This is a genomic window from Opitutaceae bacterium (assembly GCA_015075305.1).
GTDB lineage: Bacteria > Verrucomicrobiota > Verrucomicrobiia > Opitutales > Opitutaceae > UBA6669.
The window spans coordinates 91,661-110,845 of the sequence record JABTUS010000003.1; the positions used below are offsets into that span (position 1 = coordinate 91,661).

Consider the following 19,185-nt stretch of genomic DNA (forward strand, 5'->3'; position numbering starts at 1 on the left):
GCCTGGTTGACGCAGGCCATTGGCGGGCTGTGAGCAGTCGATTGCATCGCGTTCTTGTCGAGGTCGATGTCGCCCGGCAGCGTCGCATGGCCGGCTGCATTGCCGGATCGCTTGAACCTTGTCCTTTTTGATTCGATTGAAATCGCCGCGCCGCTGCCTCGCACGGATGCGCGTGCGATGCACGTGCTCGAGGTCCTGCGCAGGGCGGAGGGCGACTCTTTCGATGTGGGGCAGGTGAACGGTCCGAGGGGAAGAGCGGTGCTGCGACGCATCACTCCGGAGCACCTCGAATTGGAATTTGCCTGGGGTGTTCCGATGCCCCCGCGGTTGCCATTGGCACTGCTGGCTGGCCTGCCGCGGCCCCAGACTGCGCGGAAGATTCTGGTGGATGCGGCGACCCTTGGGGTGACGACGCTGCAGTTTGTCGCAACGGAGCGCAGCGATCCGAACTACGCGGCAAGCACGCTGTGGACATCCGGAGAGTGGCGACGTCACCTGCTGGCAGGCGCAGCGCAGGCGTTTGACACACGTATTCCAGACGTGAGCTGGGACAAGTCGCTCAAGCAGACGATGGGGATTGTTGCGGGTGCGAACGATTCAGGCGAGAGGGAACGCATCCCGCTGCTGCTGGCGCTCGACAATTACGAAGCGAGCATGCGCCTCGGCGAGGTCGACGTCGGGCCGTTGCGTCCGGTTTGCCTGGCATTGGGACCGGAGCGGGGTTGGGGTGCGGGCGACCGTGAGATCCTGCGGGAAGCCGGATTTGTGCTGGCCCACCTTGGCGAGTCTGTTCTACGCACGGAGACTGCGGTCGTCGCGGCGCTGGCGATCCTGGCAGGCAGGCAGGGCCGGATGTAATGGGACGAAGCCTGAGCAGTGCTGAAGGGAAGCCCGGCGGATGAAGCGCTTGGGCTCAGCCTGGTGCCAGCTCGCGCAGGCGGAAGACCGAAATACCGGGCTGCCGGGGCTTGGTGCCGCCGATGCGTTTGAACGCCATCCATTGGGGCGATTCGAGAGTGATTTCACCCGGAGTCTCGAAAAAAAGGAGCGGATCGTCCTCCGGATTCACCCAGTCAGCGAGGCGGGCAAGCAGCGCGGGCGACAATTCAAGAATCAGGTCGTACGGCGGATCGACGAAAATCAGGTTGGCGGGAGGGTCTTCGAGTGACGGTTGCCAGGAGGCGACATCGTGAGCAGAGATGCGGGCGAGGTCATCGGGGGATTTCCCCAGCGACTTCGCAACAGCCTGAAGGTTTCGTCGGAGAGAGGTGAGGCTTCGGGCATTTTTCTCGACGAATGTGCCGCGCGTGGCACCCCGGCTCAGAGCTTCGAGCCCGTAGGCACCGCTTCCGGCAAAGAGATCGAGAAACCTGGCACCGATGATTCTTGAGCCGAGGCTCGAGAATAGAGCCTGACGCAAACCATCAGTTGCGGGACGCACGGTGTCACCGGATGGCACCACTAGGGATATGCCTTTTGCAATTCCACCGCTGATGCGCATGTTCTACCTCAAAAGAATGAAAAAACTCCGAGCTGGGATGACTCTTTCAGCGAACTTCATTCGTAGTGAAAGATATGCGGTTCATACTTTTGGAGAAGTTTCCATTCAATCTATTGCTGATGCGCCCACCCGTTCGCCACGTCGACCCGAGATCGCGTCGCGTGTAAGTTCGAATATCCCGATGATGGATAGATTGATAAGAATCCTGTTTCCAGTGCTGCAGCTCATGCGAGTCGGCGCAGTTCGTCGATTGGAGTGCTTTGAACCTCTGTTGTCCCACAGCGCTTCGGTCAATTCCGATTCGGGGAGATGAGATTGAGTTGAAGTTTCAGTATTTCTGGAACCTCTGGCCCATTGCTGGGTTGAGAGGTGCAACATGACGATTGCATCCCGCTCCCGATATATTTTAATTAGGAGCCTAACTATTCCTTGTGTCCGGACTCGACTACAGTGAGCCATGATGGCTGTTGTTGAACCCGTTTGCCAATTTACCAACCATGAACCGCCCGCCAACCCTGATCGCCCGCCACCGCGTCGCCGCGGGCATTTTGGCCGGGCTGTTGTGCGGGCCTGTCCTTCCGAGGACTCAAGGGGAAGAGTTGAATGTCTGGCCGTTTTTTGTCGGTCAGTATTCGGACAAGAAGGCGGGAGAGGCGCAGTCCTGGACCGCGATGGGGCCGCTGCTTTTCATGCGACCCGTTGCTTCAGATTTCCCGCCAGGAGCCATGGATCGTGTGGAGGGCTTTCGACCGATCTACCTGACGCGGAAGGATCCGGAAGGCAGTCTGAGGGAGGCCTTCGGAGTGTATCCATTCTTCACCTACCGCAAAGGTGAGGCCGGTGCGCGGCGATGGAGCTTTTTCAACCTGATCAACCTCAGCACGGTGCCTTCGGCGGAAAACGGGCCCGCGACACAGGCGTCCGTGCCGTACCGCGCATTTGATGCCTGGCCGTTTTATTTTTCGCGGCGGACCGGGAATCCTGAACTCGACTACCAGGCTGTCTTCCCGATCGCGGGCGAGGTTAAGCAGCGGTTCGGGCAGGATCGTCTCAACTGGGTCTTGTTTCCGCTCTACGGGCGCTTTGAAAAGCGCGGTGTCACAACGACGACGGCGCCCTGGCCGTTCATCAAGGTGGTGCGCGGCGGAGGCAATTCAGGATTTGAGATCTGGCCGCTGTATGGTGAACGGGGGAAACCCGGCGACTACCGCGAGCAGTTTGTGCTGTGGCCGTTTTATTATCGCAATCAATCCGGACTCAACAAGGCGCAGCCGGATGAGAAGCTGGGCATCCTGCCCTTCTATGCGCGTGATCGCGCTCAAGGGTATCGCAGTGAAACCTGGTTGTGGCCATTTTTTGGATACGTCGACCGGACGGAGCCGTATCGCTACCATGCCCGGAACTATTTCTGGCCGCTTTTCGTCCAGGGTCGTGGCGACGATCGCATGGTCAACCGCTGGGCGCCCTTCTACACGCGGTCGGTGATCAAGGGTGTCGAGAAGGAGTGGGTGCTCTGGCCGCTCTGGCGTCGGCTTTCCTCCCGTGAGGGCGAGGTCGACCAGACGAAATCCCAGTTTTTCTACTTCCTGTACAATGCCACGGAGCAGAGAAGCGTTGGGAATCCGCAGGCGGCTCCCGCCTACAAGGCCCACCTTTGGCCGCTGGCTTCGGTATGGGACAATGGTGCCGGTCATCGTCAGGTCCAGGTGCTGAGTCCACTCGAGGTTTTTCTTCCGCAGAACCGGCCGACGCGCCTGGCCTGGTCGCCGCTGTTTGCGCTGTACCGCTATGATCGGCAGCCCGACGGCGAGGTGCGCCATTCTTTTCTCTGGAATGGAGTCACCTATCATGGCGAGCCCGCGAAGCAGGCGCATGAGTTTCACTTGGGACCGTTGTTCAGCGACACCCGAACAACCGCGGGCAGGCGTGTTGCATTGCTATGCGGTTTGTTTGGATTCAAGCGTGAAACCGGTCGAGGCTGGCGTCCGTTCTTTGGGGAATTCAAGGCCGCGGGCACAAAGCTGTCACACACCACCGAACCATGAAACGCATCACCGACCTACTTGAGGCTTTGGGAAGCTCACTTCTGCTGGCGGGGAGGGCTTTCATTTCACTTCCGGCCGCGCCACGCATCCTGAAACGCGTGTCGGAGCAGGGGTTTCTTGTCGGCTACACGACGCTTCCGATAGTGGCGATTCTCTGCTTCTTCATCGGTGCCGTGCTGGCGCTGCAAGCCGGCATCACGCTTCGCGATTTTGGAGCGAAGCAGTTGATCGGCACGCTTGTCGGCGAATCCATGGCTCGCGAACTGGGGCCTGTCATGGTGGCCATCCTGCTTGCGGGCAGGGTCGGGTCCGCGGTAACAGCCGAACTGGCTTCCATGAAAGTCTCCGGTGAAATCGACGCGTTGGTCACGATGAACATTCCGCCCGCGCGCCTGCTGGTGCTGCCGAGGCTTATTGCCGTGATGCTTGTGATGCCCCTGCTCACCATGATGGGAAACATCATCGGCTGGTTTGGCGGGGCCATTGTCAGCGCGCAGGTGAAAATGATCGGGGTGCCGACGGAGATGTATTTCCAGAATCTGAAGCAATACCTGTCCGTGGAGGACGTCATGGACGGGCTGATAAAGGCGGAGATCTTTGGCTTTGTGATCATGCTGATCGCATGCACCACGGGGCTGAGAACGCGGGGCGGGCCGCGCGAGATCGGATTCGCGGTCACCAAATCGGTAGTGTACTCGCTCATTGCGATCCTGACGCTGGATTACTTCATCACCAAGGCCCTGTCATGAGCGCGCAATTTTCCTCCGCATCACTCCCGCAACGGGGAGGCAGGCTCCAGAAAGCCCGCCGTCCGGTGCTCGTTCGCGACGATCGCAATGCGGTGCCTGTCGACGTGGAGAATCTTTCAAAGTCCTATGGGAGCCAGCAGGTCCTGATCGACGTCAACTTGGGAGTGCAGCCGGGGGAGATCTTCACGATCATGGGGCCGAGCGGCTCGGGGAAGACCGTCCTTCTGCGGCACATAGCGGGGCTGGAATCGCCCACCTCGGGAAGCGTGAAAATCAGCGGGCATGACCCCCAGCTTCCGGAAACGCGGGACAGGTTTGCCGTGGCGATGGTTTTCCAGAGCGGGGCGCTCTTCAATTCGCAGAGCGTGTATGACAACCTGGCGCTCTATCCGCTGGAACACCGGCTCTGCCCGAAGCCGGAGATTCGTGATCGTGTCATGCGCGCGCTGAAGATCCTGTCGATTGAGAATGCAGCGCACAAGTTTCCCTCGGAGCTGTCGGGAGGCATGAAGAAGCGCGTGGCGATCGCGCGTGCGCTGGTGATGGAACCGCAGTTGATCCTCTTCGATGAACCCACGAGTGAACTGGATCCCCTGATGAGCGCGACGATCGCCGAGATCATTGCGACGCTCAAGGAGGAGATCGCTGTCACCACAGTCGTGGTGTCGCACGATCGAGCTCTTGCGCTGACGATCTCGGACCGCGTCGCGCTGGTGCATCAAGGGCGTCTGCGCGCGGTGGAGAAGCCGGATTCCCTGGCGAAAAGCCAGGATCCGGTCGTCAAAGCCTTTCTCAACCCTGAGATCGACATCAGGAATCCCCGTTTCAGGAAATTGGAGACCGAGAACCATGACTAACGCACAAATGTCGGCCCGTGTGGGCCTGTTTTTTCTCCTGGGGGTCGCCCTCATCTGGGTGACTTTCGAGGCGCTCACCAGCGGCCAGGTAAGACGCGATCGAGGGTATCGCTTGATCGCGCACTTCAGCAACCTCAAGGAGCTCAAGGCGGGCGATGAAGTGCGCATGGCCGGAGTGAAGGTGGGGGCCGTTGGGGAGACGCGGCTCGCAGGCCGCCAGGCCGAGGCGGTTCTGCTGATCAATCCCAAGGTCCAGGTCGCGCAGGATTCGGTGGCCACAATCGCGATGGCGGGCCTGCTGGGCGCAAACTACGTGTCGCTAGATCTCGGCACCCAGGGCAACGGCTACCTGCAGGCGGAGAATCAGATCCGCACCGTGGACACCCCCGATCTCAACACGATCGTGTCGCAGCTTGGCGACATCGGGAAGAAGATCGATGGCGCCCTGAGCCAGTTCACCGGTGCCCTGAGCGGCGGAGGCAAGGACGGACCGGGATTGATCGGGAAACTCGACAAACTGGTCGACGAAAACAGCGCGAGGATCGGCCAGATCACGAGCGACCTGAGGGACATCACGAACAAGGTGAACACCGGGCAGGGGACCCTCGGCAAGCTGGTGAACGACACCGAGGCGTATGACACGCTTGTGAAAACGCTCGGAGACATCCGCGGCGCGGCCACGGATGCGAAGACCTTCATCACGAACACGCAGGGGATCATCGACCAGGTGAAGAGCGGCAAGGGCACCCTGGGCACGCTGATCTACGACGAAGAGGCCGCAAAGAACATCAAGGTTGTGACGAACAATCTGCGCATCCTTTCCGAAAAACTGACGACAGGGGAGGGAACGCTGGGCAAACTCATCAACGATGACAGCCTGTTCAAGGAAGCCCAGGGCGTGATGCGCAAGGTGGATCGCGCCGTGGACGGGCTTTCAGACCAGGGGCCGATCACGGCGGTGGGAGTCGTGGCTGGCGCGTTGTTCTGAGGTTTGTCGGAAGCGGGCTCAACGCAGATACCGGTCGAGGAAATCCAGCACAATTGGCCGCAGGTCGCGTGGCAGCGGACGATTACGCCAGGTTTCCAGCGTGAACGTGTGGCCCACTCCATCGAGGAGCATCAACTCATGGGGCACGCCCTGGCGGTCGAGCACCCGGGCCAGTTCCTCTGACTGTGGAAAGTCGACGGTCGCGTCAGCCCGTCCGTGAAGGATGAGGACCGGCGGTGAGCGTGGCGTCACGTGGTTGACAGGCGATCCCAGCTTCAGGACCGGCGCATTCTCGTCATCCGTGCCGAAGACCGATGGTGCGCTGCCCAAGTGGAGCACACCGGTGGATTGACCCGTCGGGTCGGTCTTCTGGCGCGTGAGAATGTTGGTGATCCCGTACATGTCTATAACACAGCGCACGGAGCTGGAAACGCCGGCATAGGGTGCGGTCGGCTCCAGCTCCGGCTGGTCCGCAGTGAAGCCGACCATGAGAGCGAGATGTCCGCCGGCGGAGCCCCCGGCTGCGGCGATGCGTGCGGCATCAATTCCATAGCGACCGCCCTGCGTGCGGAGAAAACGGACGGCATTCTTGCAGTCGTACAAATTCTGGGGCCAGGCTCCCCTGCCAAGGCGATAATCGATGCTCGCGGCGACGTATCCGGCCCTGGCCATGGTCGTGCAGAATTCCTTGGCGCGGCCTTCGCTTTTCGTGCCGTTGATCCAACCACCGCCATGAATCCACACCACTGCCGGGCGCGCCTTGCCGTGAACGCCTGCTCCGGATTCGGCGTCGGGAAGGTACAGGTCGAGCTTCTCCTTCCGCCCCGGCTCCAGATAGTCAATATCGCGCTCCACCCGGACATCACCCGCTTTCGCGCCAGGCAGGGCGAGCATGCCCGCCGCCACGATGAGAATTCCAAAGCAAACCGGCGACCTGCGCCAGTATCCCGCTCGCGGGTGGGGCATCCTTGTGACCGCGGACTTTGCCAGCATGAGGGATGACATGGGCTGCAATGTGGCGAAACGCTCCACCTTCGTCGAGCCAGACCCTTTTCATGTTTTTCGGACGCGCCTGTCGCGCCATGATGCTCCAGCCGCGGTGCAACCGATGGTGCGCAGAATGCGGATGCCCGACCCAAGGAAGTTGAGATTGTTCGACGGATCGGTATTGACAGGATCAATTGAAAATGCATTTTCAATGTATGCCGTACACGACCCTTACCGTCAGACACGAGGTGGCCAAACGCCTGAAAGGCGTCCGTTCCACCGGAGAGAGCTACAGCGATGTGATCACCCGCCTCATGGACAACCAGCCGGCAAAGTGTGCCGAGGAGTGGCTCGCATCCCTCGCACCGATGGAAGGCCGCAGCCTATTCACGCCCGAGGAGCGCGAGCAGCTGGTCAAGGATCAGCGCACGACCCGGGACTCGCGTTCGCGCCGCAAGCCCCATGCTTCTGCTTGATACGAGTGCGTTGATCGCACTTGAGCGTGAGCTCGCGGAGCGAACGATTGGCCCCATTCGCTCCTACCTTGGTCGGCACAAAGGTGAGGATCTCGCCTGCAGCACTGTCACGGTGGCCGAGATTGCCTCCCGCGCGAGCGAGGCTGCAACGCGTGTTTTCCTGCAACGCCTCCGGAAGATTCCGGTATCCGAAGCTGTCGCCTACAGGGCGGGGGTTCTGGACAAGGAGATGATGAAAATTGGGCGGAGGCTCGGCGAGAACGACAATTGGATCGCCGCGACTGCGCTGCTGAATTCGGCGACCCTTGTCTATTTGGATGGTGAATTCGATCGGGTGCTCGGATTGAAGCGCGCCAAGCTCCCTGTTTCGTCATAGCCGTCCTTGGTGTCAGCGGCGAGAGAGAAGTCATGGTTTTGTGGCGGGTAGGAATCCACGTCTTCTTGGGGCGATTTTCTTGCTTGGTGGAGGCAGGTGGAGGTTCTTCGAATGGGTGGTTTTTCTTCCTGCTGGATGGGTGGTGGATAGTGAGTGAGGGTGGGATCGTCGAGCGGGGTGAAGGTGGTGAAACTGGTCGGCGATGCATGCGAAGGGATCGTGCAAGTGCCGCCATTGCGGGGAGTTCTTCGTTCCGGATGTGCGCAATCGCGCGCGCCAGCGGTACTGCTGCAAGGTGCCGTGTCGCAGGGCGCGCAAGGCCGACAGTCAGCGTCGATGGCTGAGTCGTCGGCAGAACGCGGACTACTTTTGCGGACCGGAGAATGCGGCGCGAGCGCGGGCGTGGCAGGCGGCGCATCCGGGGTATTGGAAGCGGCGGCGCAGGCGGAAAGTTGTCTTGCAAGACCGCCTGGATTCACAACCTGCTGCGAACAAGCGTATTGCGCCACAAGACGAGGAACTTGTCTTACAAGACATCATGGCGAGGCAAACCCCTGTGATGGTGGGGCTTATCGCGCATCTCACCGGAAGTGTCTTACAAGACGACATCGCACAAATGACGCGCCGGCTGCACTCCCGGGGCCGGGCCGTATTGGGCAAGGACATCCCGCGGCCCGCCTATGGAAAAACACTTGATTGCAATCAACCGGGTGCGGCGCGTGCCTCACCAGTTTAGCTGGGTGGACCATCGACTGGTCCGCGGAAACTACCTGATGAAGGCAACGGCACCAGCGTGGGCGCTGTACCTTGTGCTCGTCACCGTCGGTGACGAACACGGGCTGAGCTACTACGCCGACCGCACACTCGCGCGCCTGCTTTCCCTGGGTGAGGAGTCGATCGGTGAAGCGCGCCGCCAGCTCATCGATGCAGGTGTGATCGCCTACGAGGCACCGTTGTATCAGGTGCTCGGATTGGAGGTGGCGTCGTGATCGGCTACGAACACTACTGCCAGATCAAGGCCGCGGCGGCGTCCGGAATGAACATGACGCAGATTGCGGCCGCACTCGGGCTGCATTGGCAGACTGTCAGGACATGGCTCAAGCGCGGAAAGTACGAGCGCAGTCGCGGCGCGCAAAGACCCCGCCGCTCCAAGCTCGATCCGTACCGCGCGGCGATCGCACGGCTGATCGAGGCGCATCCGCTGAGCGCGATGCAGGTTTGGTGCAGGCTCAAGGAGCAGGGCTACGAGGGCAGCTACTCGATCGTGAAGGAGTACATTCGCCGGATACGTCCACCCCGCACGGAGGCGTTCCTGACGCTGAAGTTTGCGCCCGGCCAGTGCGCCCAGGTCGACTGGGGCAGCTTCGGCGCGGTCGAGGTGGACGGCACCAGGCGCGCATTGAGTTTCTTTGTGCTGGTGCTCGGTTACAGCCGGTGGCTGCACGTCGAGTTTACACTGGGTCAAGGTCAGGAGTGGTTCCTCGGCGCCCACCAGCGCGCGTTCGAACTGCTCGGTGGCGTGCCGCAGGAGGTGATGGTCGACAACTGCAAGACGGCCGTTCTTTCGCACGCGCCCGGGACCGAGCCGGTGTACAACCCGCAGTACCTCGATTTTGCCCGGCACCACGGCTTTCGGATCAAGGCCTGCGGGCCGGGTCATCCGCAGTCCAAGGGCATCGTCGAGAGCGCCGTCGCGTATGTGAAGAAGAGTTTCCTTTCGGGCCGCGCGATCACACGGTTTGCCGAACTCAATCCGGCCGTGAAGCTGTGGCTCGACACGGTGGCCAACGTGCGCGAGCACGGTGAAACGAAGGTCCGCCCGCTCGACCGGCTGGCGGAGGAGCGCGTGCACCTGCTTGCGCTCAGCCCCCAGCCCTACGCCGCGGTCCAGACACGCACCGTGCGCGCCTCCCGGCGCTTCCGCGTCACGATCGACACCAACCGCTACTCGGTTCCTCCAAGACATGCGGGAGCGCTGCTGACCGCGCAGCTTTCCAGCGAACTGGTGCGGCTGTACGCCGGCACGAGCCTGGTCGCGGAGCATGTCCGCCGTTTCGGCCGGAGGCTGGACATGGAGAACCCCGATCATGTGCGCGAACTGGAGGCACAGAGGAAATCCGGCGCCCGGCAGCGGCTGCTGATTCGATTCCTCGAACTGACTCCCGCAGCCGGACCGTATCATCGTGCGCTTGTGGAGCGGCGCATGAATGCCGGCCATCACCTTCATCGCATCGTCGAACTGATCCCCGCCTACGGCGCCGAAGCCCTCGCGCACGCCATCGAGAGCGCCCACCAACTCGGAGCCTACTCCAGCGACTACATCGTGAATCTCCTCGAACAGCGCGCACGGCGACTGCCCGAGCCCGGCCCCTTGCATCTGACCCGCGCTCCCGGAGCGCTCGAACTGGAACTGCCCGCACCCGATCTGACCCCCTACACCCATGAGCAACGCCATGACCTTTGAATCCCAGCTTCAGTATCTGAAGCTCTCCCACCTGAGCCGTCATCACGAGGAGCTGACCGCCGACGCCGCAAAGCAGCGCTGGTCCCATGCCCAGTTCCTGCGCAGAATCGTCGAGGCCGAGGCGCACGATCGCCAGCAGCACGCACTCCTTCGCCGGATCAAGGCAGCTCGTTTCCCCGTGAAGAAAACCCTCGATCAGTTCCAGTGGGACTGGCCCCGGCAGATCAACGAGGCGCAGGTGCGCCATCTTTTCGAACTGCGCTTCATCGAGGAACACACCAACGCGGTCTTCTGCGGCGGCGTCGGCCTGGGAAAGACACACCTGGCTTCCGCACTCGGTTACGCAGCCTGCCAGGCAGGACATGCCGTGCTCTTCACCACGGCCGTCGACGCCATCAACTCGCTGCTCGCAGCCCAGGCGGCGCACAGGCTTGCCCTTGAACTCAAGAAGTACGTCGCACCAAAACTGCTCGTTCTCGACGAGGTCGGCTATCTTCCCCTCGACAAGGCTGGCGCCGACCTCCTCTTCCAAATCATCAGCCAGCGCTACGAGCGAGGCTCGATCATCGTCACCACCAACAAGGCCTACAAGAGCTGGCCCACGATCTTCAACAACGACGCCGGCATCACCTCCGCCATCCTCGATCGCCTCCTCCACCACGCTCACACCGTTGTCATCGAAGGAAAATCCTACCGCATGAAGGACCGCCGCCCAGAAGAATCCCCCTCCTGATCCATCCACGCCGCCGATGGCGCTTCCCGCCATCGGCGTCCTTTCCCTCCTCTATCGACTTCTTATCCGCCAGAAATCCATGATGTTCGCTCAGTCGCTCACATGTATCGTGCTCGATCGCCCGAATCCGCTGGGTGGACTCAAGGTGGATGGACCCCTGCTGGATCCCGAATGGCGCAGTGGAGTGGGGGCGTATCCGATTCCGTATGTCCATGGGCTGACCCTCGGAGAGCTTGCGCGTTATGCCGTCGGCACGAGTGGCGTGATGGACCTGTCCGATGAAGTTCGTGCAAAGGGATCGCTCATGGTCATTCCGATGCGTGGCTGGCGCCGGGCGATGCGCTGGCCGGATACGGGACTGAAGTTCGTTCCGACCTCACCGAACATCCCGGATTTTGATGCAGTGGTGGGTTATGCCATGTGCGGGCTGGGCTGCGAGTACAGCGGCTTCACCCATGGGATTGGCACGCCCCATCCCTTTCGCAGCCTCGTTTACAAGGACATGAATGCCTCCGAACTCATGAACGAAATGAGTTCATGGAAATTGCCGGGTCTTGGATATCGACTCATTGCCGGCGCAGCGGTCAAGGGTGCGCCGGTCACCCGCGTGTGGGTGGATGTCGTGGACTGGGATGCGTGGAATCCGACGGAGCTGAGCTTTCACCTGCTCCGTCTCGCGTGCCGCTACGATCCGCCAAACCCTTTTGCGAAACTGGGGCCGCACGAGGTGAGGCTGTTCAACATTCACGCTGGATCCACCGAGTGGTGGCAGGCCCTTCTGATCAGGGGGGCGAATGTCGACGTGGAGGCCTTTCAACGAAAATGGAGGGGAAGGGCCGATGCGTTCCGGCAGGAAACGCGAAGGTTCTGGCTGTATTGAAATTTGACGCCTGCGCGCGGCGCGTCATTCACGGTGGCAGGCGTGGAGACGCGCGATCCATGCCGTTTTCAACCATCATGTCTCCACGACTCCGGGTTCTGGGAATCCTGTTTTCGAGTTCGATTGTGCTCGCGGGTGCGGGCGCGGAGTCCTGGCTCGAGGCACAGGTTGCGCTTGCACGGGCTGGATTTTCCTCCGGTCCCATCGATGGTGTTCCGGGCCCACAGACCCAGGGTGCGCTCCGGGCGTATCAGGAAAGGGAAGGCATCCCGGTCACCGGCGCTCTTGATGCCGTGACGCGGACGCACCTGACCCTGGATTCTCCCGCGCTCACCCAAGTTACGGTCACCGATGCGGATCTGGCGAGCCTGCAGCCGCTGAGTCCGACGTGGCTGGGCAAGTCACAGCAATCCCGGCTCAGTTTTGCGACGATCCTGGAACTTGTCGCGGAACGTGCGCGGGCAAGCCACAGACTCGTGCGCAGTTTGAATCCTGAAATCGACTGGGAGCATGTCTCCGCAGGCACGGTTGTCACAGTGCCTTCGGTTCCCTCCGTCGCCGTGGAGGGGCCCATTGGCGAAATCCACATCCACCTGGGTCTGCGCACCCTGACAGCCCGAGATCACGGCGGGCGTGTGGTGATTCACTTTCCAGTCAGCATTGGCCGCGAAGTGGCCAAGCGTCCGGTGGGCGAACTGCATGTCACGGTGGTGATACCGAATCCGGATTATACGTTCGATCCCGCGGTATTTGTTGAATCTGAGGAGGGTCGTGAACTCGGCCGCAGGCTGATCCTGCCTCCCGGCCCCAACAATCCCGTGGGTGTTGCGTGGATCGGCCTCAATCGTCCCGGCTACGGCATTCATGGAACGCCCACTCCGGAGCAGGTGGGCCGAACCGAGTCCCATGGATGCTTCCGCCTTGCCAACTGGGATGCGGAAACGCTGCTGCGCCTGGCGTGGGTGGGGCTGCCCGTGTTGGTTGAGCCCTGAAGTCTCCGTGATCAGGACCGGCGCTTGGGGATGCGCAGAGCCCACGCGGGAATGGTCAGCCAGTCGTTTCTGTCCCCTGTGTAGGGAGCGTGCGCGATGCGCATCAACGTGCACAGGCAGATGCTGTCGAACGCCGCCTGCTTGAGCTTTGCAAGCGCGGGGTTGTCCCGGAGCGCCTGCGTGATGTGAATCGGATAGAACCTCGTATCGAGATCGGATTTCTGAAGTTGCGTGACGATGTCCTGGATTGCCTCCAGGCATTCGTGCGGCACCGGGCAGAAAGTCTTTACGACGCCGCGTGTGTCGTGGAAGTGCCAGCCATCAGTGATGAGATAGCCGCATGCGAACGGAATGGGAGCCCAGGATGTGCCGAGGAGCTCTGCGCTGGCCTGCGCCTGCTTCTGGCTCGCAAAGAGTGCGAGCGCGGGGTGGTAGGGTGACGCGGGAAGGGAGACCGATTCGACATTCCCGGTTGCACTGACGTTGTCCGCAGCGGGGGTTGACGAAGGTTTCGCGGAGGGCCGCAGGGACTTGAGAAATGAACTTGGACTTTTTGCCACAGGTGAACACGGGAGCGGATGCAGCGCCGTCTATCCCATTAATTAACGGCAGTTGATGCCACTGCGGGAGTAAAAACGCGTAGTCTGCGGTATGGACCCCGGCTGAAGTGGGGGTTTCTCCTGATGCGCTGGTTTTGGGTTGTCATCCCTCAATGATGTCGGATCCCGTCGGCCACAGCCTTCGATCGGGGTTATTGAACTTGCGCCGTAGTTTTCACGAATAGGACGCAGATGGGTGCCGGCAGATTGATCACGCCCCTCGTTTGAAAGGTCAGTTTTCCGGATTCCGGATCCACTTTGTGCACCGAGACGGTGCTTGAATCCTGTCCTGCGGCGAGCAGCCATGCGGCTCCGGGTGCAAGATTGATGTTTCGTGGGTAGGCCCCGCGGACAGGTTGGACCTGCACGACTTTCAGAGCTGCGGTCGCGGGATCCGCATGGAACACTGTCACCGAGTCATTGCCCCGATTGGAGGCATAAATAAAACGCCCGCCGGGATGAACCAGGATTTCCGCCGCGAGGTTGGAGGTTTCCTGCGCTTTCACGTCCTCGCTCAGGGTGGGGACTGTCGCGAGTTTGCGCGCGGTGCCTGCTGCGGCGTCCCATTCAAACGTCGTGACTGTGAGAGACAGCTCTTCCAGCAAATAGATGAAACGCCCGTCCGGGGAGAAACGCAGGTGGCGTGGTCCGGCGCCGGGAGTGGATTGGGCGAATCCGTGCGGAGTGATTGCAGGCTTATCCGGATCGACCCGATAGATGACGATGCGATCGGCCCCGAGATCGGGAACGAGCGCGAATCTCCCATCTGGAGAAAAGCCGCACCAATGGGGGTGAGGTGAGTCCTGGCGCCTCGCGAAGGTCCGGGATGCTCCCAAGTGCCTGGTCAGTTGTGCGGATCCCAGGCGGCCATTGGCGTCCAAGGGAAAAAGCGCGACCGATCCCCCGCCGTATTGAGCCGTCAGCAGGAACCTGCCGGACGGATGCACGGCGATGTGAGCGGCAGCACCGTCCCCGATGGGGGACTTTTCGATGAATGCGAGAGAGCCGTCGGCATTGATCCCATAAGCGGCCACCACTGGAATGCTGTCGAGGGTTGCCACTGTGTAGAGAATTCGACCGCTTGGGTGCAGCGCGAGAAATCCCGGGTTGGATGCGGCAGCAACACGCGTGGCTGGTTCGAGTCTGCCGGATGAAGTGTCAAACTTGGAGTGGTAGATTCCGTCGGCGCCGCGGCCGCCAGTACCAAAATACACATGAAAGACTTCGGCGTAAGCCCGTGAACTATTGATAAGAAGCAGCAGGAACGAGAAGAGGAGTCCGACGCGAAAATTCATCCAAGGGTTCATGTACTGCAGATCTATCCGAAGGATTGGCGGGAACCAAGCTGCAACCCCAGCTGGTCTTGGGATTCGGTGACAGTCCTGTGAGAGGAAGAAAAGCTGCTTGGAGTCGGAGCACTAGTTTCAAGTTATTGGCCGCAATTTTGGCGTGCGGGATCGGGAAGCAGGGAACGCACGTGGCGCGGTTTTTGGCGATAGCCTGACCGGTGTTGGAGCATAAGTGTCAGCGCGCCGCTTTTGGCGTCATCTTATTTCGTGCACATCGATTGTTCGATGACATTTCTGAGGTTGACGGAGGAAGATGCGTTTGGCTTCGTTTGAACCTTTCCAATCGTTCCACGTCTCTTCACGCGTACATGACACGGGTCCATAAATCAGCCCTTCTTGCCAGCCTGTTTGCACTCGGCATGCCGGCTTATGCAGCGGGGGATTCCCATGGTGTTGTACCGGCGGCAGAGGTGCTGTTTCAGCTGGGGCCAATGCCGGTGACGAACAGCATGGTGACGAGCTGGGTGGTCGCTGCGGTTTTGATCATTGCCATCCGCCTGGCGGTAGGTCGCCCCAAACTTGTGCCATCCCGCGGTCAATCGCTGATTGAAAGCCTGGTGGAGGGAGTGATGGATCTGACGTCGCCGATCGTTGGCAGCAAGGTTGCCCGAGCCACCTTTCCGCTGCTGATGGGATTGTTCATCTATATCCTCATCCAGAACTGGAGCGGGCTTTTTCCCGGAGTTGGCACGGTGAAGATATTCGACCACGATGGGCACCTGTGGCGTGACTTCGTTCGTCCGGGCAATGCGGACATGAACAGCACGATCGCTCTCGCTCTCATTTCCTTCCTGGCCTGGATCTATTTCGTCGTCCGCTATGCGGGCCCGAAGGTCATCATTTATGACATCTTCGGCAACAAAGCTGACAAGAAGGAAGTGCCGGCTGCGATCTACTACTTTCTCTTCCTCATTTTCTTTGCGGTGGGCATCATAGAGCTCATTTCCATCGCGTTTCGTCCGGTGTCCCTCTCCTTCCGTCTTTTTGGCAATGTGTTTGGCGGTGAGAACCTGCTGCACACCATGTCCGGCATGCTGAAGTGGGGACTTCCGATCCCGTTCTACTTCCTTGAGATTCTCATCGGCTTTGTCCAGGCCTTGGTCTTCACGCTCCTGGTCAGTGTCTACATCGGGCTGATCTGCAATCATGGCGACGGTCATGAGGAAGGTCATGGGACTGGGGGGCACGGTCACGACAAGGCTGCGGGAGCGCATCATTGAATTTCGTCTCATTTCCGCCGGGAGCGTGCCAATGCTGCGCGCACGGCGGTCAATCCAACCAAAAACCCAACTCAATATGATCAGCACAATCCTAGCCGAAGTTTCCGGCAGTATTCAGGGCGCGCTCGGCTGTCTCGGCGCCGCTCTTGGCGTAGGTCTCGTCGGCACCAAGGCCGTTGAAGCGGTCGGTCGCAATCCCGGCGCTTCCGGCAAGATCCTGGTTCAGGCCATCATCGGCATGGCGCTCGCTGAGGCGGTGGCGTTCTACGCCTTGTTCCTCGGCAAATAATCCGTGAGTTCAATCACCGTGCGGGGCGCCTGGCGCTTCGCACGGCCCCTTTTCCGCCATGCTCTCCTCGATGCTATTCGTCGCTGCCGTTGAAGCCGCAGGCCAGGCCCACAATGCGTCCTCCGACATCACCAAGATCGCCCAGGATTTCGGCATCGATCTGCCCCTCATTCTGGCGCAGGCCGTCAATTTTTCGGTCGTTGCCGCGCTTCTCTGGTATTTCGCCTTCAAGCCGGTGATGGCGACGATCGAGGAGCGCAAGGCGAAGATCGCCGCCGGTCTCAAGTTTGCCGACGACGCCAAGGCCCAGCTCGCCAGCGCCCAGCAGGAGAACGCAGCGATGCTGAAGCAAACGCAGGCCGAGGCGGCGCGCATCATCGATGAGGCGCGCAAGACGGCCAAGGAGTTCGCCGAGCGCGAAACCGCGGCCGCGACCGAGCGCGCCAACGGCATCATCACCAAGGCCCAGCAGGCCATTGATCTCGAACACAGGAAAATGCTCGAACAGGCGCGCGGCGAAATCGCCCGCCTTGTCATTGCGACGACCCAGCGGGTGCTCGCGAAGGAGCTGACCGACGCGGAACGCGGCCGTTACAATGACGCGGCGGCGCGTGAACTCAGCAGCGTCCAATAGCGACCCACCATTCGGTTTACGCCACCCGCGAGGCTTTCCAAATTTCGTTTCAATGTCCGCGCAAAAGAAGCAAGTCCAGCAACTCGCCCGCCAGCTTTTCGCGCTGAGCCTTGCCGACGGCAGGCTTTCCGCCGAGCGCGTCACGGGTGTTTTGGAATACCTGGACAAGCATCCTCCGGCACACCCGATGGCGGTGCTTGTCGCCTACCGCCGCCTTGTCGCCGCGGAATTCGCGCGCGGGCGCGCCGTGGTCGAGCACGCCGGCCCTCTGGGCGCGGGAGTCCTGGCTTCAATTGAAACAGCCATGACGCGCCGTTATCAGCGCCCCATTGCAGCGGTCGCCAAGGACGCCCCCGGCCTGCTTGCCGGCGTGCGTGTGCGCGTGGGCGACGATGTCTACGAGTCGTCCGTAGCCAACCAGCTGGCCGGCCTTTCTGTGTGATTTTCCCTCCCTTTCATCAAAAGCATAACCTTACCGCCGCATGAGCACGGTTCTCGAACAAATCGAACAGCAGATCGCCAGACTTTCCAGCAAGGCGGTCCGGAAGAACACCGGTGTCATCCGCACTGTCGCCGACGGAGTGGCCAAGATCGACGGCCTGTCCGACGTCGTGTACAATGAGATGGTGCAGTTTCCCGGCGGTGCCGTCGGCATCGCGCTCAATCTCGAGCAGGATGAAGTGGGCTGCGTCGTTCTCGGCGACATTTCCCGCCTGAAGGAGGGCGACGAAGTCCAGACGACGGGCCGGCTGCTTTCGATTCCCGTGGGCAAGGGCTTGCTCGGCAGGGTCGTCGATGCGCTCGGAAATCCCGTGGATGGCAAGGGCCCGATCGTGTCCAAGGAGACCTATCCCGTGGAAAAAATCGCGCCGGGCATCATTGTGCGCAAATCGGTCTCCCAGCCGCTCTTCACCGGCATCATGGCGATCGACTCCATGATTCCGATCGGCCGCGGTCAGCGCGAGCTGATCATCGGCGATCGCGGAACGGGCAAGACGACCATCGCGATTGATACCATCATCAATCAGGCGAAGATCAACAAGGTCGGCCTCGCGAGCGGCGACAAGAATTTCCGCCCGGTGTATTCGATCTACGTCGCGATCGGGCAGAAGAATTCCAACATCGTGCGCACCATCGGCGCGCTCGAGGCGGCCGGCGCCCTGGAGTTCACGGTCATTGTTGCGGCGCCCGCCGCCGACAATCCCGCCAACCAGTACCTCGCGCCGTACTCGGGCGCAGCGGTGGGCGAGTGGTTCATGGAAAATGGCATGGATGCGCTCATCGTTTATGATGACCTTTCCAAGCACGCCGTCGCCTACCGCCAGATCTCGCTCATTCTGAAGCGCCCCTCCGGCCGCGAAGCCTATCCGGGCGACGTCTTCTATCTCCATTCGCGCCTGCTCGAGCGCGCCGCGCGCCTCGATGGCAAGGGCTCGCTCACGGCGCTGCCGATCATTGAGACGCTTGCCGGCGACGTCTCGGCCTACATTCCGACAAATGTCATTTCGATCACCGACGGCCAGATCTTCCTGGAGACGGATTTGTTCAACCAGGGCATTCGTCCGGCGGTGTCGGTTGGTCTTTCCGTGTCGCGTGTCGGGTCCGCCGCGCAGATCAAGGCGACGAAGCAGGTTGGCGGCAAACTCAAGGGCGAGCTTGCCCAGTTCCGCGAGCTTGCCGCGTTTGCACAGTTCGGCTCGGACCTGGATGCCAAGACCAAGGGCCAGCTCGATCGCGGCGCGCGCATCGTGGAGCTCTTCAAGCAGCCCGCGTTCAATCCGGTGCCCATCGAGCAGCAGGTGGTCACGCTCTGGGCGATGCAGAAGGGGTACTACGATGGCCTGGACATCAAGAAGGTCACGGCCGCCGCTGTTTCACTCCGCGAGTTCTTCAGCACCCGAAAGGATGCCCTGCTGACGGAAATCCGCACGAAGGCCGCGCTCGACAAGGATCTTGAGGCGAAAATCAAGACGGCGATGGACGATTGGAAATCGTCGTATGCCGGCTAGGACGCTGATCCGGTTCCAGCAACGCCAGCCATTGAGT

Annotated in this window: 21 protein-coding genes; 17 read left to right on the forward strand and 4 right to left on the reverse strand. The window is 61.0% G+C overall.

Annotation, left to right across the window (positions count from 1 at the left end; genetic code table 11):
- Nucleotides 1–111: 111 nt before the first annotated feature.
- A complete protein-coding gene (locus tag HS122_07145) occupies nt 112–858 on the forward strand; it encodes an RNA methyltransferase (GenBank protein ID MBE7538170.1) in 747 nt (248 codons plus the stop codon).
- Nucleotides 859–913: 55 nt separating this feature from the next.
- Here HS122_07145 and HS122_07150 read toward each other — a convergent pair whose 3' ends face one another.
- The gene (locus tag HS122_07150; GenBank protein MBE7538171.1) at nt 914–1,501 is read right to left on the reverse strand and encodes an RsmD family RNA methyltransferase; all 588 of its coding nucleotides are present in this window, start codon (nt 1,499–1,501) and stop codon (nt 914–916) included.
- A 497-nt stretch (nt 1,502–1,998) separates the two neighbouring features.
- On the opposite strand from HS122_07150, the gene HS122_07155 reads away from it, so the two are divergent.
- Genes HS122_07155 through HS122_07170 form a run of 4 tightly spaced genes read left to right on the forward strand, consistent with a single transcriptional unit; the run spans nt 1,999 to nt 6,140 of the window.
- A complete protein-coding gene (locus HS122_07155; GenBank protein MBE7538172.1) occupies nt 1,999–3,546 on the forward strand; it encodes a hypothetical protein in 1,548 nt (515 codons plus the stop codon).
- Complete coding sequence (locus HS122_07160; protein ID MBE7538173.1) at nt 3,543–4,295, forward strand: ABC transporter permease; 753 nt, start codon at nt 3,543–3,545, stop codon at nt 4,293–4,295. Before HS122_07155 ends, HS122_07160 begins: the two co-directional genes overlap by 4 nt.
- Nucleotides 4,292–5,152 (forward strand): ATP-binding cassette domain-containing protein, encoded by an 861-nt coding sequence (locus HS122_07165; GenBank protein MBE7538174.1) that lies wholly within the window; start codon nt 4,292–4,294, stop codon nt 5,150–5,152. The genes HS122_07160 and HS122_07165 overlap by 4 nt, the downstream gene beginning before the upstream one ends.
- Nucleotides 5,145–6,140: an MCE family protein gene (locus tag HS122_07170; protein MBE7538175.1), complete on the forward strand. Its 996-nt coding sequence runs from the start codon at nt 5,145–5,147 to the stop codon at nt 6,138–6,140. Before HS122_07165 ends, HS122_07170 begins: the two co-directional genes overlap by 8 nt.
- An 18-nt stretch (nt 6,141–6,158) precedes the next feature.
- Here HS122_07170 and HS122_07175 read toward each other — a convergent pair whose 3' ends face one another.
- The gene (locus tag HS122_07175; GenBank protein ID MBE7538176.1) at nt 6,159–7,145 is read right to left on the reverse strand and encodes an alpha/beta hydrolase; all 987 of its coding nucleotides are present in this window, start codon (nt 7,143–7,145) and stop codon (nt 6,159–6,161) included.
- 197 nt (nt 7,146–7,342) lie between these two features.
- On the opposite strand from HS122_07175, the gene HS122_07180 reads away from it, so the two are divergent.
- The 7 genes from HS122_07180 (at nt 7,343) to HS122_07210 (ending at nt 13,048) form a co-directional block, all read left to right on the forward strand.
- Nucleotides 7,343–7,603 (forward strand): hypothetical protein, encoded by a 261-nt coding sequence (locus tag HS122_07180; GenBank protein MBE7538177.1) that lies wholly within the window; start codon nt 7,343–7,345, stop codon nt 7,601–7,603.
- Nucleotides 7,590–7,979, forward strand: coding sequence for a type II toxin-antitoxin system VapC family toxin (locus HS122_07185; GenBank protein ID MBE7538178.1), 390 nt, complete (start codon nt 7,590–7,592; stop codon nt 7,977–7,979). Before HS122_07180 ends, HS122_07185 begins: the two co-directional genes overlap by 14 nt.
- A 680-nt stretch (nt 7,980–8,659) precedes the next feature.
- A complete protein-coding gene (locus HS122_07190) occupies nt 8,660–8,968 on the forward strand; it encodes a hypothetical protein (protein ID MBE7538179.1) in 309 nt (102 codons plus the stop codon).
- A gap of 47 nt (nt 8,969–9,015) precedes the next feature.
- Nucleotides 9,016–10,443 carry an IS21 family transposase gene (locus tag HS122_07195; GenBank protein MBE7538180.1) on the forward strand — a complete coding sequence of 476 codons (1,428 nt, stop codon included), beginning with the start codon at nt 9,016–9,018 and terminating at the stop codon, nt 10,441–10,443.
- Nucleotides 10,421–11,176 (forward strand): ATP-binding protein, encoded by a 756-nt coding sequence (locus HS122_07200; protein MBE7538181.1) that lies wholly within the window; start codon nt 10,421–10,423, stop codon nt 11,174–11,176. Before HS122_07195 ends, HS122_07200 begins: the two co-directional genes overlap by 23 nt.
- 16 nt (nt 11,177–11,192) lie before the next feature.
- On the forward strand, nt 11,193–12,056 hold the full coding sequence (locus HS122_07205) for a DUF1343 domain-containing protein (protein MBE7538182.1): 864 nt from the start codon (nt 11,193–11,195) through the stop codon (nt 12,054–12,056).
- A gap of 59 nt (nt 12,057–12,115) precedes the next feature.
- A complete protein-coding gene (locus HS122_07210) occupies nt 12,116–13,048 on the forward strand; it encodes a murein L,D-transpeptidase (protein ID MBE7538183.1) in 933 nt (310 codons plus the stop codon).
- 11 nt (nt 13,049–13,059) lie between these two features.
- Here the strand turns inward: HS122_07210 and HS122_07215 are convergent, their stop codons facing one another.
- Both HS122_07215 and HS122_07220 read right to left on the reverse strand, forming a co-directional pair.
- A complete protein-coding gene (locus HS122_07215; protein MBE7538184.1) occupies nt 13,060–13,608 on the reverse strand; it encodes a hypothetical protein in 549 nt (182 codons plus the stop codon).
- A gap of 191 nt (nt 13,609–13,799) precedes the next feature.
- Nucleotides 13,800–14,942 carry a lactonase family protein gene (locus tag HS122_07220; protein ID MBE7538185.1) on the reverse strand — a complete coding sequence of 381 codons (1,143 nt, stop codon included), beginning with the start codon at nt 14,940–14,942 and terminating at the stop codon, nt 13,800–13,802.
- 362 nt (nt 14,943–15,304) lie between these two features.
- On the opposite strand from HS122_07220, the gene atpB reads away from it, so the two are divergent.
- The 5 genes from atpB to HS122_07245 all read left to right on the forward strand — a co-directional run bounded on the left by atpB (nt 15,305) and on the right by HS122_07245 (nt 19,148).
- Nucleotides 15,305–16,216, forward strand: coding sequence for a F0F1 ATP synthase subunit A (atpB, locus tag HS122_07225; protein ID MBE7538186.1), 912 nt, complete (start codon nt 15,305–15,307; stop codon nt 16,214–16,216).
- Between the two features lie 76 nt (nt 16,217–16,292).
- The gene (atpE, locus tag HS122_07230) at nt 16,293–16,505 is read left to right on the forward strand and encodes an ATP synthase F0 subunit C (protein MBE7538187.1); all 213 of its coding nucleotides are present in this window, start codon (nt 16,293–16,295) and stop codon (nt 16,503–16,505) included.
- A gap of 70 nt (nt 16,506–16,575) precedes the next feature.
- Complete coding sequence (gene atpF, locus HS122_07235) at nt 16,576–17,139, forward strand: F0F1 ATP synthase subunit B (protein MBE7538188.1); 564 nt, start codon at nt 16,576–16,578, stop codon at nt 17,137–17,139.
- A gap of 52 nt (nt 17,140–17,191) precedes the next feature.
- Nucleotides 17,192–17,581, forward strand: a complete 390-nt coding sequence (locus HS122_07240; protein MBE7538189.1) for a F0F1 ATP synthase subunit delta — start codon at nt 17,192–17,194, stop codon at nt 17,579–17,581.
- A 40-nt stretch (nt 17,582–17,621) separates the two neighbouring features.
- The gene (locus HS122_07245) at nt 17,622–19,148 is read left to right on the forward strand and encodes a F0F1 ATP synthase subunit alpha (GenBank protein MBE7538190.1); all 1,527 of its coding nucleotides are present in this window, start codon (nt 17,622–17,624) and stop codon (nt 19,146–19,148) included.
- The last annotated feature ends 37 nt before the right edge of the window (nt 19,149–19,185 follow it).

What these genes read in the sequence shown, in the direction of transcription:
- HS122_07200 (MBE7538181.1), top strand. Translation starts at nt 10,421, where the DNA reads ATGAGCAACGCCATGACCTTTGAATCCCAGCTTCAGTATCTGAAGCTC.
- HS122_07180 (MBE7538177.1), top strand. Translation starts at nt 7,343, where the DNA reads ATGCCGTACACGACCCTTACCGTCAGACACGAGGTGGCCAAACGCCTG.
- HS122_07240 (MBE7538189.1), top strand. Translation starts at nt 17,192, where the DNA reads ATGTCCGCGCAAAAGAAGCAAGTCCAGCAACTCGCCCGCCAGCTTTTC.
- HS122_07190 (MBE7538179.1), top strand. Translation starts at nt 8,660, where the DNA reads ATGGAAAAACACTTGATTGCAATCAACCGGGTGCGGCGCGTGCCTCAC.
- HS122_07195 (MBE7538180.1), top strand. Translation starts at nt 9,016, where the DNA reads ATGAACATGACGCAGATTGCGGCCGCACTCGGGCTGCATTGGCAGACT.
- atpB (MBE7538186.1), top strand. Translation starts at nt 15,305, where the DNA reads ATGACACGGGTCCATAAATCAGCCCTTCTTGCCAGCCTGTTTGCACTC.
- atpF (MBE7538188.1), top strand. Translation starts at nt 16,576, where the DNA reads ATGCTATTCGTCGCTGCCGTTGAAGCCGCAGGCCAGGCCCACAATGCG.
- HS122_07155 (MBE7538172.1), top strand. Translation starts at nt 1,999, where the DNA reads ATGAACCGCCCGCCAACCCTGATCGCCCGCCACCGCGTCGCCGCGGGC.
- HS122_07170 (MBE7538175.1), top strand. Translation starts at nt 5,145, where the DNA reads ATGACTAACGCACAAATGTCGGCCCGTGTGGGCCTGTTTTTTCTCCTG.
- HS122_07150 (MBE7538171.1), bottom strand. Translation starts at nt 1,501, where the DNA reads ATGCGCATCAGCGGTGGAATTGCAAAAGGCATATCCCTAGTGGTGCCA.
- HS122_07160 (MBE7538173.1), top strand. Translation starts at nt 3,543, where the DNA reads ATGAAACGCATCACCGACCTACTTGAGGCTTTGGGAAGCTCACTTCTG.
- HS122_07220 (MBE7538185.1), bottom strand. Translation starts at nt 14,942, where the DNA reads ATGAATTTTCGCGTCGGACTCCTCTTCTCGTTCCTGCTGCTTCTTATC.
- atpE (MBE7538187.1), top strand. Translation starts at nt 16,293, where the DNA reads ATGATCAGCACAATCCTAGCCGAAGTTTCCGGCAGTATTCAGGGCGCG.
- HS122_07185 (MBE7538178.1), top strand. Translation starts at nt 7,590, where the DNA reads ATGCTTCTGCTTGATACGAGTGCGTTGATCGCACTTGAGCGTGAGCTC.
- HS122_07175 (MBE7538176.1), bottom strand. Translation starts at nt 7,145, where the DNA reads ATGTCATCCCTCATGCTGGCAAAGTCCGCGGTCACAAGGATGCCCCAC.
- HS122_07165 (MBE7538174.1), top strand. Translation starts at nt 4,292, where the DNA reads ATGAGCGCGCAATTTTCCTCCGCATCACTCCCGCAACGGGGAGGCAGG.
- HS122_07210 (MBE7538183.1), top strand. Translation starts at nt 12,116, where the DNA reads ATGCCGTTTTCAACCATCATGTCTCCACGACTCCGGGTTCTGGGAATC.
- HS122_07245 (MBE7538190.1), top strand. Translation starts at nt 17,622, where the DNA reads ATGAGCACGGTTCTCGAACAAATCGAACAGCAGATCGCCAGACTTTCC.
- HS122_07205 (MBE7538182.1), top strand. Translation starts at nt 11,193, where the DNA reads ATGGCGCTTCCCGCCATCGGCGTCCTTTCCCTCCTCTATCGACTTCTT.